The following is an 18465-nucleotide window of genomic DNA, read 5'->3' on the forward strand; positions in this document are numbered from 1 at the left end:
TAACATCTCTTTTATAAAAGAAAATTGAATTGTTATAGATAAGTATCTACATTTGTATACTACAAGCGTAGATATGCAAACTAATATTGCAAAAAAGTATAGCATTACATGTAAGGTGCTCTTTACAGCACTCTTCTTGCTTATTGTTGGTGCTACGCAATCTTCCAATCTAAAGAAGTCTCTAGTTTACGATGATGTAACAGCAGAATTTGTAGCAGATCTAGATATTGAAAATGATGACGATAATAGTACTTTAAACTATTTAGACCTACTACCTACTTATTACACAGTATATCACGAAACACCAGAACATTGCCAGAACATTGTAACAGAAACAGACGATAAGCCAAACTACTGTTCTGACAAACTATACATTCTTTTCCATCGGCTTAAGCTAGATACCGTATAAGTCCTCCCCCCTTTTGATCACGTATCAACTGCTATAATAGCAGTCACAAAACTTATTGTACTGCCTACACATATCGCGCAGAAGTTTACTTGCGTCTTTATTGGCATACTCATCTATTTATTATAATAACTACATAAGTTATGAAGAGAATACTCATGCTTTCGAGCTTGTGTGCGATATTGCTATACACAAGTTGCATGTCTCATCAAGAAAAAGAAGAAACTGAAACAAAGTTCTTAGTAACAAGTCCATTAAAAACAGACACATCAATTACCAAAGATTACGTTTGCCAAATAAGCGCTGCTCGCCATATTGAGCTTCGCGCTCAAGAGCGAGGATATCTACAAGAAATATTAATAGACGAAGGTCAATTTGTAAAAAAAGGACAGCTGCTATTTAGGATAATGCCCAAGATATATGAGGCTGAGTTTAAAAGCGCTGAGGCTGAAGCTAAAGTGGCAGAAATCGAGTATCAAAACACCAAACGCTTGGCTGACAGTGATATCGTTTCCGTTAACGAGCTGGCTATGTCTAAAGCAAAATACGACAAAGCAAAAGCTGAATTATCATTAGCCAAGGTTCATCTTGAATTCACAGAAATAAGAGCACCTTTTGACGGTATCATTGACCGTTTTCATTTAAAACTGGGTAGCCTTGTTGATGAAGGAGATCTGCTATCAACATTATCAGACAATAGCGAGATGTGGGTGTATTTTAATGTGCCTGAAGCGGAATATCTGGAATATAAATCATCAGAAAAAAACGATACACTGATGAAGGTAAAACTCCTAATGGCTAATAATAAATTATTTGACCAAAGTGGCTATGTAAAAGCTATTGAAGCTGACTTTAATAACGAAACGGGCAATATTGCTTTCAGAGCTACATTCCCTAACCCAAAAGGATTACTAAGACATGGGGAAACAGGCAATATACAAACAAGTATATCTTTCAAAGATGCCCTCTTAATACCACAAAAAACCACTTTTGAGATATTGGACAAGAGGTATGTATATGTAATAGATAGAGAAAATAAAGTAAAACTAAAACCTATAGCTGTTGATGCTGAAATGCCTGACCTCTATATTATTTCTGATGATCTAAAAGAAACGGATAAAATACTACTAGAAGGTCTTCGTAAGGTAACAGACGGTGCAGAGATACAATACGACTATCAGAAGCCGCGGTCAGTTATCGCCAATCTAAAATTATATACAGAATAATTAACCCAGAAAAAATTACAAATGTTTAGAAGATTTATTCACAGGCCCGTGCTTGCGATATCTATATCGCTTGTCATTCTATTTCTGGGCTTTTTGTCAATGACCAATCTGCCTAAATCTCAGTTCCCTTCCGTTGCACCTCCTATGGTATTGGTAAGTGTAGCCTATCCCGGGGCAAGTGCAGAAGTTTTGGTCAATTCAGTACTCATACCTATGGAGCGCTCTATTAATGGTGTACCAGGTATGCGTTATATGACCTCTGATGCCACTAGTGCAGGAGAAGCAACTATTCAAGTTGTATTTAACCTAGGTACAGACCCCAACCAAGCAGTAGTAAATGTTAAGAACCGTATAGAACAGGTAACAAACAGGTTACCAGAGCTCGTGCAAAGGGAGGGTATTATAGTAAACTATGTTCAGCCCAATATGTTGATGTATGTAAACCTGTATAGCAATGATAAAAATACAGATGAGAAGTTTCTGTATAACTATGCAAGTGTTAACGTATTACCTGAACTACAAAGAATAACAGGGGTTGCTAGTGCAAAAATATTGGGCAGCAGGCAGTTTGCAATGCGTGTATGGCTTAAACCAGACAGAATGAGAGCTTACAACGTATCAACTGAAGAGGTAATGAAAGCCTTGAGCGAGCAAAGTATAATAGGATCCCCCGGAAGAATTGGACGTAGTGATGGCAAGCGATCTCAATCACTTGAATATGTTTTAACTTATGAAGGAAGATTCAACAAACCTGAACAATATGAGAAAGTTATCATAAGAGCTACACCAGACGGAGAAGAACTATATTTAAAAGACATAGCAGATATAGAGTTAGGTAGTGAATTTTATGACATATACTCTAACTTAAACAATAAGCCTTCAGCAGCTATAGTACTAAAACAAAACTACGGTAGTAATGCCAGCCAAGTAATAGAGCAACTCAAAGAAAAACTAAAAGAAATTAAGGCTAGTTCCTTTCCTCCAGGAATGGATTATGAAATAAGTTATGATGTATCACACTTCCTAGATGCGTCGATAGAAAAGGTGATCCATACTTTAATAGAAGCATTTATCCTTGTAGCCTTGGTGGTATTTCTTTTCTTGGGCGACTGGCGATCTACCCTTATACCTACTATTGCAGTGCCGGTATCTCTTGTTGGAGCCTTTATGTTCATGCAACTGTTTGGACTAACCATTAACCTTATTACCCTTTTTGCACTTGTACTTGCAATTGGTATTGTTGTTGATGATGCGATAGTGGTAGTAGAGGCAGTACACGCCAAAATGGAAGAAGAACATCTTTCTCCATACAAAGCTGTAAAAAAGGTCCTCAAGGAAATAAGTGGTGCGGTTATCGCCATCACACTTTTAATGACGGCTGTATTTGTACCAGTAACATTTATGACTGGCCCTGTGGGTATATTCTATAGACAGTTTGCAATAACCATGGCCACATCTATCGTATTGTCAGGCATAGTGGCATTAACCTTAACACCTGTTCTCTGCGCTATGATACTGAAAAACGATCATGGCAAACCTAAAAAGAAAACGCCTATAGATAAATTCATTAGTCTGTTCAACAGAGTATTCGAGAGGCTAACGGGCAAGTACGTGAAACTTTTAAATGTTATTGTCAGCAGGAGGGTAATTACATTTGGTATACTAGCAGCTTTTTGTGCTGGGATATTTTTTACAACTAAAAAACTGCCATCAGGATTTATCCCAGCTGAGGATCAGGGCATGGTATATGCTATTATTCAAACTCCACCTGGCTCAACATTGGAGCGAACTAATGACATCTCTCGTCAGCTACAACATATAGCAGAAGAAGTAGAAGGTATACAATCGGTTTCAGCATTGGCTGGTTATGAGGTATTGACAGAAGGTCGTGGTTCTAATGCGGGTACATGTTTGATCAACTTAAAAAACTGGTCAGACAGAAAACATAACGCTAAAGAGATCATAGAAGAATTAGAAGAAAGATCGAAAGAAATACCTGGTGCAACGATTGAGTTTTTCCAACCACCAGCCGTACCTGGCTATGGTGCTGCCGGAGGTTTCTCTTTAAGACTATTGGACAAAACAAATACCGGAAACTACAAGTCCTTTGAGAAAGTAAATGACGAATTTATGAAAGAGCTCAAGAAACGTAAAGAACTTTCGGGACTATTCACCTTTTTTGCTGCTAACTATCCGCAGTATGAACTAGAGATAGACAACAAAGTAGCTATGCAAAAAGGGGTATCTATAGGTAACGCTATGGATGCTTTATCTATTCTTATCGGGAGCACTTATGAACAAGGTTTTATACGCTTTGGGCAATTCTACAAAGTATATGTGCAAGCTGCACCTGAATATAGAAAACTACCGCAAGACCTCTTGGACCTATATGTAAAAAACGATAGAGATGAAATGGTTCCCTACTCTGCTTTTATGAAAATAAAGAAGAAACAAGGTTTAAACGAGATCACTCGATATAACATGTACACATCTTCTGCCATAAATGGATCGCCAGCAAAAGGCTATAGTTCAGGTGAGGCTATTGCGGCTATTCAAGAAGTAGCAAGTAAAACATTACCTCGTGGTTATGATATTGATTGGGTAGGCTTATCCAAAGATGAAACAAACCGAGGAAACGAAGCACTGTACATCTTCCTCATAGTGCTAGGCTTTGTTTATTTAGTATTAGCAGCCCAGTACGAAAGTTTCATCATTCCGTTGTCAGTAATTCTTTCACTACCTGCAGGCGTATTTGGAGCATTTATTTTATTAAAGATCATGGGTCTCGCAAATGATATATATGCACAAATAGGACTAATAATGCTTGTAGGGCTACTTGGCAAGAATGCGGTACTAATAGTTGAGTTTGCAGTACAAAAACACCAACAAGGGGCTACAATACTAAAGGCAGCCATTGAAGGTGCTAAGGTTCGTTTTCGTCCAATATTGATGACATCGTTTGCGTTTATTGCTGGCTTGATACCATTAGTTGTAGCTACAGGTCCTGGGGCAGTTGGCAATAGGACAATAGGTACAGCTGCTGCCGGTGGCATGCTACTGGGAACTGTATTTGGGGTCATTATAGTGCCTGGCTTGTATTACATCTTTGGCAGGCTTGCCGAGGGACGTACATTAATAAAAAATGAAGATGAAAATCCTTTAACAGAAGAAATCGTAGAATAAAATGTTTAGTAAAAAACAATATACATACATTCTAACAGCATGCCTGATACTAACATTTCAGGCATGCAAAGCTCCTTCTGTAATAGAAGCGAAGCTGAACAAAACTATTCCAAAGACATATGCGACAGGTACAGTAGATACTACCAATTCAGCAACAATGAATTGGAGAACATATTTTACTGACCCTTATCTGCAAACACTGATAGACACTGCATTAAATAAAAACCAAGAGTTATTAATAACATTTCAGGAGATACAAATTAGCCGTAACGAGGTAAGGGCTAAAAAAGGTAAATACCTACCCGAAGTAAACATTGGCGCTGCAGGTGGAATAAATAAAGTTTCTAGATATACAAACATTGGTGCGCTTGAGAAAAATGTAGAAATAGAACCGGGAAAGGAAACACCAGAACCGCTACAAGATTACTTAGTTGGTTTAGATGCATCTTGGGAAGTTGATATTTGGAAAAAGCTACGTAATGCTAAAAAGGCAGCCGTTGCCAGATACTTATCTTCTATTGAGGGTAAAAACTTTATAGTTACAAACCTAATTTCGGAAATAGCACGTTCCTATTACGAGCTCTTGGCATTAGACAATCAACTAAACATCCTAGATAGGAATATAGCGATACAAAGCAATGCGCTAAATATTGTAAAGATTCAAAAAGATGCAGCAAAAGCAAACGAACTGGCTGTTCGCAGGTTTGAAGCAGAGGTATTAAAAACAAAAGGCCTGAGATATGCAATACTACAACGTATAACAGAAACAGAAAACAGAATAAATTTTCTTGCAGGTAGATACCCACAACACATAGAAAGAAGTTCTGAAAAGTTTGTAGATGCAGAATTGATAAATGCTAAAGCAGGTATACCTGTGCAATTATTAAGTAACCGCCCCGATATAAAGCAGGCGGAGCTTGCACTGAAGGCGGCAAAATTGGATGTAAAATCTGCAAAGGCAGCATTCTACCCTTCTTTGCGTATTACGGGAGGTGTTGGCGTACAAGCTTATAATGCAGTTTACTTAATTAAAAAGCCTGAGTCACTTATATTCTCGCTGGTGGGAGATTTAGCAGCACCTCTTATTAATAGGAATGAGATAAAAGCCAAATATCTGAATGCCAATGCTAAACAACAACAAGCCATCTATAGCTATGAGCAAACTATACTAAAAGCATATAACGAGGTTGCTAATCAGTTATCTAAAATCAATAACCTTAATAACAGTTACGAGATAAAAACACAACAAGTAGGCGCACTCACAGAATCAATTAACATATCTGTAAAGCTGTTCAAATCTGCACGTGCCGACTACATGGAAGTATTACTTACACAACGCGATGCTGTAGAAGCAAAGTTTGAAATGGTAGAACTAAAGATGCAGCAAATGAATGCTATGGTTAATATCTATCAATCACTTGGCGGAGGATGGAGTCAATAATATAAAGCAAGAGTTACACCAATTTAAAAAAGTGAATTACCAAATAGTTAATGCTTCATAAGAGAGAGGTTGGAACATAGAGATAGTCTTATCTCTATAGTGTTGATTTTAAAGGGAGTTTCTTTCTAGAAACTCCTTATTTATTGAAACTAAATTGCCTTGCTCCAAAAAGAAACAAGGCAATAATGGCACCTCTACCATTTTATAGCAATTGCATAAGGTATACGTAAGAATACGCTCCTTTCATGTAATTAATATCATTCAAATATCACAACATGTTGATGATACATTTTATTGTCTACCTCAACTGTGACCATATACATACCCTTCGCCAATTGACCAGATAGGTCAAATTGTTTTTCAAACGCTCCACTAATAATGTCAACATTCGTATTGTATACTTTTTGACCAAGATGATTACTGATATACATTAAGGCTTTACCTGAGTGACCACCAATTTTGCCCCTCAATACAAACTGACCATTATTAGGATTAGGGAACAATGTTATTTTATTATCCACTTTAGTAGTGGCAGTAACACCAGCAGGTATATTTACTCTAATAGTATTACTGGTTACATATTCATCAACTACACATGGCCAGTCGGCTTTCATGGTCACATTTAGTTTATCACCAAACTTCAGATCATCTGTAGTATAAGTATCGGTTGTTGCCCCTACTATTATTTGCCCATTCTTCCTCCATATATATTTAGGATTAGCACCTGGATTATTAGGTATTGCAGTAAACGTTACCAACCAACCCGGAGCAATTACATTACCTGAACTTACAGTAAGCGAAACTCCTGTAGTTTGTGTTTTATGTACCGTCATTATCTCTGTATTGGTCACAACAGGTTCAGGACAAACATTACTATTAGTAAACACACAATAAATAGAGTCTCCAGTTTTAAAAGCAGTACTTGTATACGAGCCGAATATATTATTCGTTTTCACACCGTTTAAATACCAATCAAACGCAGGAGTTGTTCCTCCATTAGTATAATAACAATATACAGCTACCTGCTCTCCTTCACATATCTCATCTGTAGGTGTGGCATCTATTCTTGCTGTTGAGAAACTTAGCGGTATTACACGCATAGCTATCTTGTTACTTGTTACTGTTTTAGGGGTTGCACAGAGTGCATTACTGGTAAGCTCACAACTAACTATATCTCCATTCAATAACCCTCTCGTACTAAATGTATCTGCATTAAAACCCACCAAGGTATTATTGACATACCATCTGTAGGTTGGAGCAGTACCTCCATTAGTAGTAGTAGCCGTAAAAGAGGCTAACCTTGTAGCGCATACTGAGTCCGCCGTAGCACTTGTTACATTTATAGTGGGCAACAATAGTGGATGCACTGTCATGGTTACCCCATTACTTGTAGCTGTGGTAGATGTAGGACAAGGAGCTGTTGTGGTCAACACACAAGTGATCACATCTCCATTAGACAAGCTGGTAGTAGTATAGCTAGTAGAGTTACCACCCACATTTGCACCATTTCTCTTCCATTGATAAGACGGATTATTTCCTCCATTACTAATAGATGTTACTGTGAAAGTAACTGAAGTATTAGCACAAATATCAGTATCTGAAGCAATAATCGTTATTGCAGGTGTTACGATTGGGTGTACAGTAAGCGTTGCTACATTACTAATAGCCGGTGGTGTACAATAACCATTTACAACACAACGATATTGATAGCTATTTACAACAGTAGAAGCACCATTAATACTAAGAGTAGCGGTATTAGTATTATTATACATACCATTACCTCCACCATTACCAATATTGCTCCAACCACCACCTGCATTCACTTGCCACTGATAGGTTACTGCTGTACCTGTTGCACTCACACTGAAGGTAGTACTATTACCATCACATATTACACTATTGCTTGGATGACTGGTAATGACAGGTAATTCATTTACTGTTAATGTAGCTGCATTAGTAATAACAGTAGGTGGGCATGTACCACTTATCATACAACGGTATTGGTATCCATTAATAGCTGCCGTAGCTCCATTAATATTTAATACTGCTGCATTTACATTATTATAAATGCCTCCATTACTAATATTAGTCCAACCACTACCACTATTTACTTGCCACTGATATACCAAACCAGCGCCAGTACCTTGTGCAGTAAAAGAAGTATTACTTCCCACACAAGTAACGGTATTACTAGGGTGTGTTACTATAGATGGCAAGCTATTAACGATCAAAGTAGCTGCCGACGTAGTTGCTGATGGCACACAAGTACCACCAACCAGACAACGGTATTGGTTAATACTAATAGAGGTTGGGGCTGTAGTTATGTTCAATGTTGCTGTAGTAGCATTACTATATACTCCCCCATTGGTCACGTTGCTCCAACCAGTGCCACTATTTACTTGCCACTGATAAGTTAAACCTGCTCCTGTAGCCGACACACTAAAACTTGTATTACTGCCCGCACAAATAGTAGCACTAACAGGATTACTTGTAATAACAGGTGAAGTATTAACAACAAGCGTTACTGTATTAGATGTAATTGAAGGTGTACATGTACCTGTCAATACACAACGGTATTGATAACCGTTCACATTGGCCAATGCTGTTGTCAAGCTTAAACTTATAGTAGTAGCGCCACTATAAATACCTGCATTGGTTACATTAGACCAGCCACTACCACTATTCACTTGCCACTGATAAGTTAAAGCTGTTCCTGTAGCGGCTATATTAAAAGAAGTATTCCCTCCTTCACAAATAGTACTATTAGTTGGTTGCGTAGAAATAGCAGGAGCAATATTTACAATTATACCAACAGCAGCAGAAGTTACTGATGGCATACAAGCTCCACTTACTATACAACGATATTGATAATTGTGTACTACTGTAGTTGCGGCTGTTAAGTTCAATGTGCTAGTAGTAGCTCCTGAATAAACACCTGCATTAGCCACATTAGACCAACCACTACCACTACCACTATTCACTTGCCATTGATAAGTCAAAGCGGTTCCTATGGCCGATACACTAAAGCTAGTATTATCACCACTGCATATAACTTTTGCAAGGGGGTGTGTTGTTATAACAGGTGAGGTATTAATAGTCAATATCACACCGCTTGACGTAACACCTGGTACACATGTACCTCCTACTACACATCTATACTGATAACCATCTACAGCAACTGTAGCCGCAGTTAAAGAAAGCGTACTAGTAGTAGCACCTGTATATATTCCTGTATTAGTAACATTATTCCACCCACTACCATTATTTACCTGCCATTGATAAGTCAATGCCGTACCTGTTGCCACTATATTGAAAGAAGTATTACCTCCCTCACAAATAGTACTATTCATAGGTTGAGTACTGATAGCTGGTGCTGAATTTACAGTTATTGAAGCAGAGGTACTTGTTACAGAAGGTGTACATGCCCCACTCACTACACAACGATATTGATAGCTATGTAAAGCTGTAGTCGCTGCTGTTAGACTAAGCATATTGGTTGTTGCTCCAGAGTAGACACCCGCATTGGTCACGTTTGTCCAGCCACTACCGTTATTTACCTGCCATTGGTAAGTTAATGCTGTTCCCGTTGCAATAATTCCAAAGCTGGCATTATCGCCACTACAAATAGTTGTATTAACAGGCTGCGTTGTAATGGATGGTAATTCATTTACGGTGAGTGTAACTACATTAGTATTTACCCCTGGTACACATGCACCTCCTACAATACATCTATACTGATTAGTACTCATAGCAGCAGGAGGATTGGCAAGATTTAAAGTTGATGTAGTTGCACCACTGTACACACCCGTATTGGTAATATTATTCCATCCGCTACCACTATTTTCTTGCCATTGGTAGGTTAAGCCTGTACCAGTAGCTACCACGTTAAAGATGGTATTATTACCCTCACAGATAGTAACAGAAACTGGCTGCGTATTAATAGCGGGGGCTGTATTTACAGTGAGTGCAGCAGTATTACTTGTAACAGATGGAGCACATGTACCATTTACAATACAACGATATTGATTACCATGCGTTGCTGTAGTTGCTGCTGTTAAGTTCAACTGGCTAGTAGTAGCACCTGAGTAGATACCAACATTAGCTAAATTACTCCATGTAGCGCCGCTATTCGTACTCACTTGCCATTGATAAGTTAAGCCCGTACCTGATGCTGTAATGCTAAAACTAGTATTAGATCCTGAGCAAATGGTACTATTAATAGGCTGTGTAGTAATAGACGGAAGTTCATTTACTGTAAGTGTAACAGCATTAGCATTAACCCCTGGCACACATGTACCACCTACTACACAACGATATTGATTATTATTTTCAGCAATTGATGCTGCGGTAATGTTTAATGTATTGGTGGTAGCACCTGTGTAAATACCAGCATTAGTGACATTTGTCCATGTTACTCCACCATTGACACTTACCTGCCATTGATAGGTTAAGCCTGCACCTGTTGCAGTAATACTAAACGAGGTATTATCTCCTTGACATATTGTACTATTACTAGCTTGTGTCGTTATTGTTGGGGCTACATTTACTGTTAGTGTTGCAGCATTGGAATTTGCAGGAGGTGTGCAAGTACTATTCAACACACAACGATACTGATTATTATGCGCTGCAATAGTAACTCCTGTCAGACTTAATGTATTTGTAGTAACACCTGCATAAATACCAGCGTTGATCAAGTTACTCCAAGTTGCTCCACTATTGGTACTTACTTGCCATTGATAACTAAGCCCAGATGCTGTAGCCGCAATAGTAAATGTAGTGTTATTACCAGAACAGATGGTACTATTTATAGGCTGTGTATTGATAGTTAGTGTTGAATTAATTGTCAATGTAGCCGCATTGCTTGTAGCATTTGGCGTACATGTCCCATTTACTATACAACGATATTGATGACCATCTACTGCAGTTGTGGCGGATGTTAAAGCAAGCGTATTTGTTGTAACACCTGAGTAGATACCTGTATTGGTCAAGTTACCCCATGTAGCTCCACTATTGGTACTTACTTGCCATTGGTAAGACAAACCTGCACCTGTTGCTGTAATGCTAAACATTGTATTGCTGCCATCACAAGTAGTGGTACTAGCAGGGTGTGTAGTTATTGTTGGTGCTGTCTCTATTGTTAAAGTAGCAGTATTACTCGTTGCATTTGGTGTACATGTTCCACTTACTACACAGCGATACTCATTGTTATTTTCAGCGATTGTTGCAGCAGTTAGACTTAAAGCATTAGTAGTAACACCAGAGTAAATACCTGTATTGATCAAGTTACTCCATGTTGCTCCACTATTAGTACTTACTTGCCACTGATAAGTTATTCCAGTACCTGTAGCGGTAATACCAAACGTTGTATTAAGTCCTGCGCATATCGTTTTATTACTTGGCTGTGCTGTTATGGTAGGTAATGTATTGATGGTAAGTGTACCCACATTAGAATTAGCAGGTGCGGTACACGTACTACTAATAACACAACGATACTGATGACCATCTTCCGCTACAGTTACTGCAGTTAAATCAAGTGTATTAGTGGTAACACCAGAATAAATACCAGCGTTGGTTAAGTTAGTCCATGTAGCTCCACTATTAGTACTCACTTGCCATTGATAAGTTACTCCCGTGCCTGATGCTGCTACAGCAAAGGACGTATTAGTACCAACACAGATAATACTATTTGAAGGATGACTACTAATGGTCAATATAGAGTTGATAGACAAAGTAGCCGCATTAGTAGTTGCACTTGGCGTACATGTTCCACTTACCACACAGCGATATTGATGACCATTTTCTGTTGCAGTAGCACCTGTTACGGACAATGCTGCTGTAGTTACACCATTATAGACACCTGCATTTGTCAAGTTGCTCCAACTTGCTCCGCTATTCGTACTCACTTGCCATTGGTAGGTTAAGTTTGTGCCTGTTGCTATAGTTGAGAACGAAGCATTTCCTCCACTACATACATTTGTATTTACAGGCTGCATGGTTATAGCAGGCGCTGTATTAATGGTCAAAGTAGCTACACTAGTCGTTGCACTTGGTGTACATGTACCACTTACCACACAGCGATATTGATAACCATCATATACAACTGTTGCCGCTGTAAGGGATAATATATTTGAGGTAGCACCACTGTAGATACCAGCATTAGTTAAATTAGTCCACGTAGCTCCACTATTAGTGCTCACCTGCCATTGATAAGTAAGTGCAGTGCCAGTAGCTGTTGTTGAAAAACTTGTATTAGCGCCAGCACATATTGTACTGTTATTTGGTTGTGCAGTAATAGCAGGTAGTTCATTAACGGTCAGCGTGTATGCATTGCTCGTTGCATTTGGGGTACAAGCTCCACTAGCTATACATCTATACTGGTAGCCATTCATAGCTAAAGTAATATTAGCAATACCTAGTGTACTTGCCGCAACATTGCTATATATAGCATTATTTGCAAGGTTCGTCCAACTGACGCCACTGTTTGTACTTACTTGCCATTGATAACCCGTTGCGTTAGTAGCAGTAATAGAAAAATTTGTACTTCCACCTTCACACTCAGACGTACTTGATGCACCCACTGTAATGGCAGGTGGTATATTAATAGTCAATATAGCAGCATTACTTATAGCATTAGGTGTTGTTAGTCCTGTAACCTCACAGCGGTATTGATAACCGTTATTTGAATTAGCAACACCTGTCAATGATAATGTACTTGTAGTTGCTCCACTATAGATGCCCGTATTGGTAAGGTTAGTCCAACTCACACCACTATTAGTACTTACTTGCCATTGATAACCTGTTGCGTTACTTGCTGTAACACTAAAACTTGTATTAGCACCGTTACATACAGCACTATTAGTAGGTTGTGCTGTAATAGCAGGCGCAGAATTTACCGTTAGTGTCGCTGTGTTACTTGTAGCATTTGGTGTACATAGACCAGTAACTATACAACGGTACTGATAACCATTATAGGTTGCTGTAGCCGCAGTTAAAGAAAGCGTGCTTGTTGTAGCTCCTGAATAAATACCAGTATTCGTCACATTTGACCAACTCACACCACTATTGGTACTCACCTGCCATTGATAACCTGTAGCATTACTTGCCGTAACACTAAAGCTCGTATTACTACCTGCACCAATTATACTATTATTTGGTTGTGCCGTAATAGTTGGGGCAACATTGATAGACAAAGAAGCAACATTAGAAGTAGCATTTGGCGTACAATTTCCTGAAACCACACAACGATGTTGATAACCATCATAAGTGGCTGTAGCAGATGTCAAAGAAAGTGTACTTGTTGTAGCTCCTGAATAAATACCAGTATTCGTCACGTTTGTCCAACTCACACCACTATTGGTACTCACCTGCCATTGATAACCTGTAGCATTTGTTGCGGTAACGCTGAATGAAGTATTAGCACCAGAACAGATAGTGCTATTAGAAGGTTGTGCTGTAATAACGGGTGCTATATTTACTGTAAGCGTCGCAGCATTACTAGTAGCATTGGGCGTAGTTAGTCCAGTTACTACACAACGATATTGATAACTATTATAAGTAGCAGTAGCTGCAGTGAGTGATAATGTATTAGAAGTTGCTCCACTATAGATACCCGTATTAGTAACATTGGTCCAACTTACACCACTATTGGTGCTCACCTGCCACTGATAACCTGTAGCATTTGTTGCAGTAACGCTAAAAGAGGTATTAGCACCAGAGCAGATAATACTGCTAGAAGGCTGTGTAGTTATAGCAGGGGCTACATTTACAGTAAGCGTAGCCACATTACTAGTAGCATTAGGAGTACAACTACCCGATACTACACAGCGATATTGATAACTATTATAAGAAGCAGATACAGCAGTAAGCGATAACAAATTTGTAGTAGCACCAGAATACACACCACCATTTGTAACATTAGTCCAACTTACACCGCTGTTAGTACTTACTTGCCACTGATAGCCGGTTGCATTACTTGCTGTAATACTAAAGCTTGTATTGCCACCAGCCCCTATGGTACTATTACTAGGCTGTACTGTTATTGTTGGTGCTACATTTACAGTTAATATCGCAGCATTACTGGTTGCACTTGGAGTACAACTACCTGATGCTACACAGCGGTATTGATAATTATTATAAGTGGCTGTAACGCCTGTAAGCGATAATGTACTTGTAGTTGCCCCACTATAGATACCTGTATTAGTAACATTGGTCCAACTCACGCCACTATTGGCACTCACCTGCCACTGATAGGTCAGACTTGTACCAGTTGCCGTAACGCTAAAAGATGTAGTAGCACCAGAGCAGATAATACTGTTAGAAGGTTGTGCTGTGATGGCAGGTGCCAGATTTACAGTAAGTGAAGCAGCCGTTGAAGTAGCTGCCGGAGACACTGCACCTGTTACTACACATCTGTACTGATAACCATTATAGGTGGCAGTAGCATTAGTTAATGTTAAATTGTTGGCAGTGACACCACTATATATTCCCGTATTGGAAAGGTTCGTCCAACTCACACCGCTATTAGTACTCACTTGCCACTGATAGGTCAAACTTGTACCAGTTGCCGTAACACTAAAAGTAGTATTACTACCCTCACATATAATACTATTTGAAGGTTGCCCAATTATTGATGGTGCCGTACCAGACACACTTAGTGTGCCTACAGCGGAAGTATCTGGACAATTGGAAACGTTAGAAGCTATACATCTATATTGATAGGTATTGTATGAACTTGGAACACTTGTTAAACTAAGTGTATTTGTAGTAGCGCCAGAATAAACACCACCATTAGATACATTAGACCACGTACTACCACTATTGGTACTTACTTGCCATTGATAAGTTGTTGCGTTTGTTGCTGTAATATTAAAAGTTGTATTACTACCTGTTGTAATTGATCTGTTAGGCGGGTTAGCTGTAATATTTGCATTTGCATTTACCGTTAGTGTAGCCCCTGTTCTTGCTGCACTAACACAACCTGCAGAAGTTGTATAGTACATTGTTGCATTAATATTTCTTACAGTAAATGTTAGTCCAAAAGGGAAAGATTTACCTACACCTTGGTAAATAGTAACATCACTATTACCTGCCCAGAAACCACCGACTGATGTCCCGTCTGTGTAAGAAGTTCCTCCTCCAAAATCGTTTGTTATATAAAATGAATATCTCGTATTAGCTTGAAGTGCCACAGAAATATTGAAACCCATTGGCGTAGGCACATTATTACCGGCAGAGGTGAGAGAATATACCGTATCAAGAGGTATCCACGCTGCACTATTATTCTCCGACCCAACGTGGGTACCTACCTTATAGTATATATAATAATTGGCTGTAGTTCCTGAATAGATATTGACATCAAAACCTGTCACAGTCATAGCCGTATTGGTAACAATATCAAACATTGCACCTCTCTGGCCATTATTGGTATTGTATGGAGTCATAGCCGTATCTGGCGAGCCAGACCCTCCTATTGTAGCTCCAGCATAATAAGTTGTAGTTGCTGTAGGGTTAGGAATTGTCAAAGTACTGCTCGTACCTATAGCACTCCCACCTGTTGAAGCTGCAAACCAGTTAATGCTAGCTCCCGTAGAGGCAACAGCACTCACTTGTCCGCTAACGCCGGCGCAGGTAGAACCACCTGTTACGGAAGCAACCGTTGGTAAAGCCGTGACAGTAAGGGTGCCTGAATTAGAAGTTGCAGCCGGGCTAGCACTACCCGTTGCAATACATCTATACCTATAACTATTATAAGTTGTAGTAACGGCAGTAAGTGTTAATGTACTTGTTGTAGCACCACTATAAATACCTGCATTAGAAACATTGCTCCATGTACTACCGCCATTTGTGCTTACTTGCCACTGGTAACTGTTTGCATTGCTGGCTACAACACTAAATGTGGTATTAGAACCCGCACATGCACTTTTATTTACTGGCTGTGTTGTTATAGAAGGTGCTTGAGCATAAGCCACACTACTTATTAGTAATAGGCATATACTGAATAGCACTTTCTGAAACCCTTTAATACTTCCGGCAATCATATATCTGTATTTTTATATTTATTCAAACTATCATTCCTTGTCTTTATCTCATCTATCCTTCCATTCAATGCCTTTACCTTTTGTTCATAGGCATACCAAATGGAAAAACCTATGATCATATACACGACAATTACCACCAGGACAATCAAGTGTCGCCTCTTAAAACCAAACTTATTTTTGGATATAACGAGCATTAAGTAAATATGCTCAGGAACAATTCTCCAGTCAATTATTGTGCGTTACAATATGGTAGTATTGGCGTCACAAAAGCGTGACAACATTACTAAACAACAACTTATAGATACAATTAAAATGAAATAAGTGTAATATCTATTATATAGTATCGATAATATAGGATAAGGTCTCGTCGTCGGTTATATTAAACTTTTTACGAAGTCGATACTTGTATGTTCTCATTGAATCGGGCTGAACACCAAGTATGCCAGCCATTTCTTTATTGGATAACTTTAGTTTACTCAACACTATAAAACGAATATCGGCAGGACTTAGACCTGGTAGTTTTTCCTTCAAACGGTTAATATAACCTGTATGTACTTGCTCAAACAATCGTCTAAATTCCTCCCATTCTCCATCAGTAAGTATTGTGGAATCATATAGCTGCTGCAAAATCACATTATCATTTTTTTCGCTATCTAACTGATCAAGATTCTCTTGCAATCTGTTGATCTCGTCTGTCGACTTCTCGATCAAAAGATTCTTTTCTTGCAAGCTCTTAGTATAGCTTTCTAGCTGAGCAGATGCATTTTGGAGTTTGGTCTCCGTAAGCTCTTTTTCAAATAATAAAATTTTACGGTTTGTTTTATGCTTAATCCTTTGCCTATTAATGATTAAATAGGTAATAATTGTCAATAGTACCAGACCTATCAATAATCCATTACGCACCGTTGTAACAAGCTCCTTTTCAACATTTAGTTTTTCTATTTCCTTATCATGCACCTCTTGTCTAATTCTTGTTTCAACACGGGCCAATTGCATTATATCATCTCTTTCTACTAATACTTTTGCATATAGATCTGCAGAGTCTCTAAGATGATGTGCTTGCTTATAGTCACCTGACATTATCATGAGCTTAGCTGACACATTATATAATGCAGGTAAGTGCTTTGTCTTATCTCGCATACTATCTGCAAACCTCCACCCTCTGTCTAGATAGAGTTTAGCCTGCTCAAGATCACCTACCTCAACAAAAGCATCTACAAGCTTTACAATAGAGTTAACCCCGTTATCAAATGCACCAAAAGAAAAGCTTCCTTCCACATCTCTTTTCAATAAGGGAATAGCCTTCTCATAAAAACCTTGCTGGTAATATGATATCCCAATGTTTCCCAAAACTATAGCCTCCCAAATACTGTCTTGTGTTTGTTTTGCTATTGCAATACACTGTTCAAAATAATAGATAGCTGAATCGTATTGCTTATTATTCCTGTGTATTAAACCTAATGTGTTTTTACATTGAATTCCAACCTTTGTCCGCCAACTATTATTGACTGTATCGGCAATTAAGAGATACTTCTTTGCATTTACATAGTCTCTAAAGTTATAATAAGCATTACCCGTATGAACTATTATAGATTTCTTATTAGGTAGATCAGCTGAAGAAATCTGAGTTACGGCAGAATAGTTTTCTATGTATTGAGTAAACGCTTTTTGATAATTGTGTAGATGATAAAAATATTGACCAGCAAGCTCAAACCGAATTAATACTACATACTTATCTAAACTTTTCTGGTTGGCTTCATCAAGAAGAAGCTTCAATTCATCTACCGCCTCTTCATTCCCATAATAGTTATTATGTTTTAGATAATACCAGTTACCTAGTTTTGCTTCCATCAAAAGACCTTCATCGCCTTCTTTTTCTGCAAGCCTTTTTATTGTCGTGTATGCCTTTGCCCAGTCAGCACTATCTGCATGTTTTAGCTTTTGAAAGACTGTTGTATCAAACAAAGGGACCCTTTCGGCATAGGTTTTATGCAATAGGTATCGGTACTCATCTTGAGCATAACTTTCTAACCCGAATAAGAAAGAAATACTTATTACAATAAGTAAAAATGAACTATATTTTTTGAACAACATTTAATATGCTGTAAACTTTTAGGTGAAAGAATAAGGTAAATATATTCATAAATATATTCCCTCCAATTTGTACCTAAA

General features: G+C 38.4%; 6 protein-coding genes. 4 read left to right on the forward strand and 2 right to left on the reverse strand.

The genetic code is table 11. From position 1 onward, the window contains the following. Positions 1-73: 73 nt before the first annotated feature. From R2800_05445 to R2800_05460, 4 genes are all read left to right on the forward strand, one after another. Positions 74-409: a hypothetical protein gene (locus R2800_05445; GenBank protein MEZ5016478.1), complete on the forward strand. Its 336-nt coding sequence runs from the start codon at positions 74-76 to the stop codon at positions 407-409. Between the two features lie 140 nt (positions 410-549). Beyond that, a complete protein-coding gene (locus tag R2800_05450) occupies positions 550-1632 on the forward strand; it encodes an efflux RND transporter periplasmic adaptor subunit (GenBank protein ID MEZ5016479.1) in 1083 nt (360 codons plus the stop codon). 21 nt (positions 1633-1653) lie between these two features. Next, on the forward strand, positions 1654-4815 hold the full coding sequence (locus tag R2800_05455) for an efflux RND transporter permease subunit (protein MEZ5016480.1): 3162 nt from the start codon (positions 1654-1656) through the stop codon (positions 4813-4815). Between the two features lies 1 nt (position 4816). Next, the gene (locus R2800_05460; protein MEZ5016481.1) at positions 4817-6256 is read left to right on the forward strand and encodes a TolC family protein; all 1440 of its coding nucleotides are present in this window, start codon (positions 4817-4819) and stop codon (positions 6254-6256) included. 257 nt (positions 6257-6513) lie between these two features. Here the strand turns inward: R2800_05460 and R2800_05465 are convergent, their stop codons facing one another. Then, the gene (locus R2800_05465; protein ID MEZ5016482.1) at positions 6514-16293 is read right to left on the reverse strand and encodes a T9SS type A sorting domain-containing protein; all 9780 of its coding nucleotides are present in this window, start codon (positions 16291-16293) and stop codon (positions 6514-6516) included. 333 nt (positions 16294-16626) lie between these two features. Next, entirely contained in the window at positions 16627-18387 is a 1761-nt protein-coding gene (locus R2800_05470) for a tetratricopeptide repeat protein (protein ID MEZ5016483.1), read from the reverse strand. Positions 18388-18465: the final 78 nt, after the last annotated feature.

Source organism: Flavipsychrobacter sp. (genome assembly GCA_041392855.1).
Classification (GTDB): domain Bacteria; phylum Bacteroidota; class Bacteroidia; order Chitinophagales; family Chitinophagaceae; genus UBA5543.

Excerpts from the sequence above, each read along its gene's own strand:
- R2800_05445 (MEZ5016478.1), top strand. The coding sequence starts at position 74 with ATGCAAACTAATATTGCAAAAAAGTATAGCATTACATGTAAGGTGCTC.
- R2800_05450 (MEZ5016479.1), top strand. The coding sequence starts at position 550 with ATGAAGAGAATACTCATGCTTTCGAGCTTGTGTGCGATATTGCTATAC.
- R2800_05455 (MEZ5016480.1), top strand. The coding sequence starts at position 1,654 with ATGTTTAGAAGATTTATTCACAGGCCCGTGCTTGCGATATCTATATCG.
- R2800_05460 (MEZ5016481.1), top strand. The coding sequence starts at position 4,817 with ATGTTTAGTAAAAAACAATATACATACATTCTAACAGCATGCCTGATA.
- R2800_05465 (MEZ5016482.1), bottom strand. The coding sequence starts at position 16,293 with ATGATTGCCGGAAGTATTAAAGGGTTTCAGAAAGTGCTATTCAGTATA.
- R2800_05470 (MEZ5016483.1), bottom strand. The coding sequence starts at position 18,387 with ATGTTGTTCAAAAAATATAGTTCATTTTTACTTATTGTAATAAGTATT.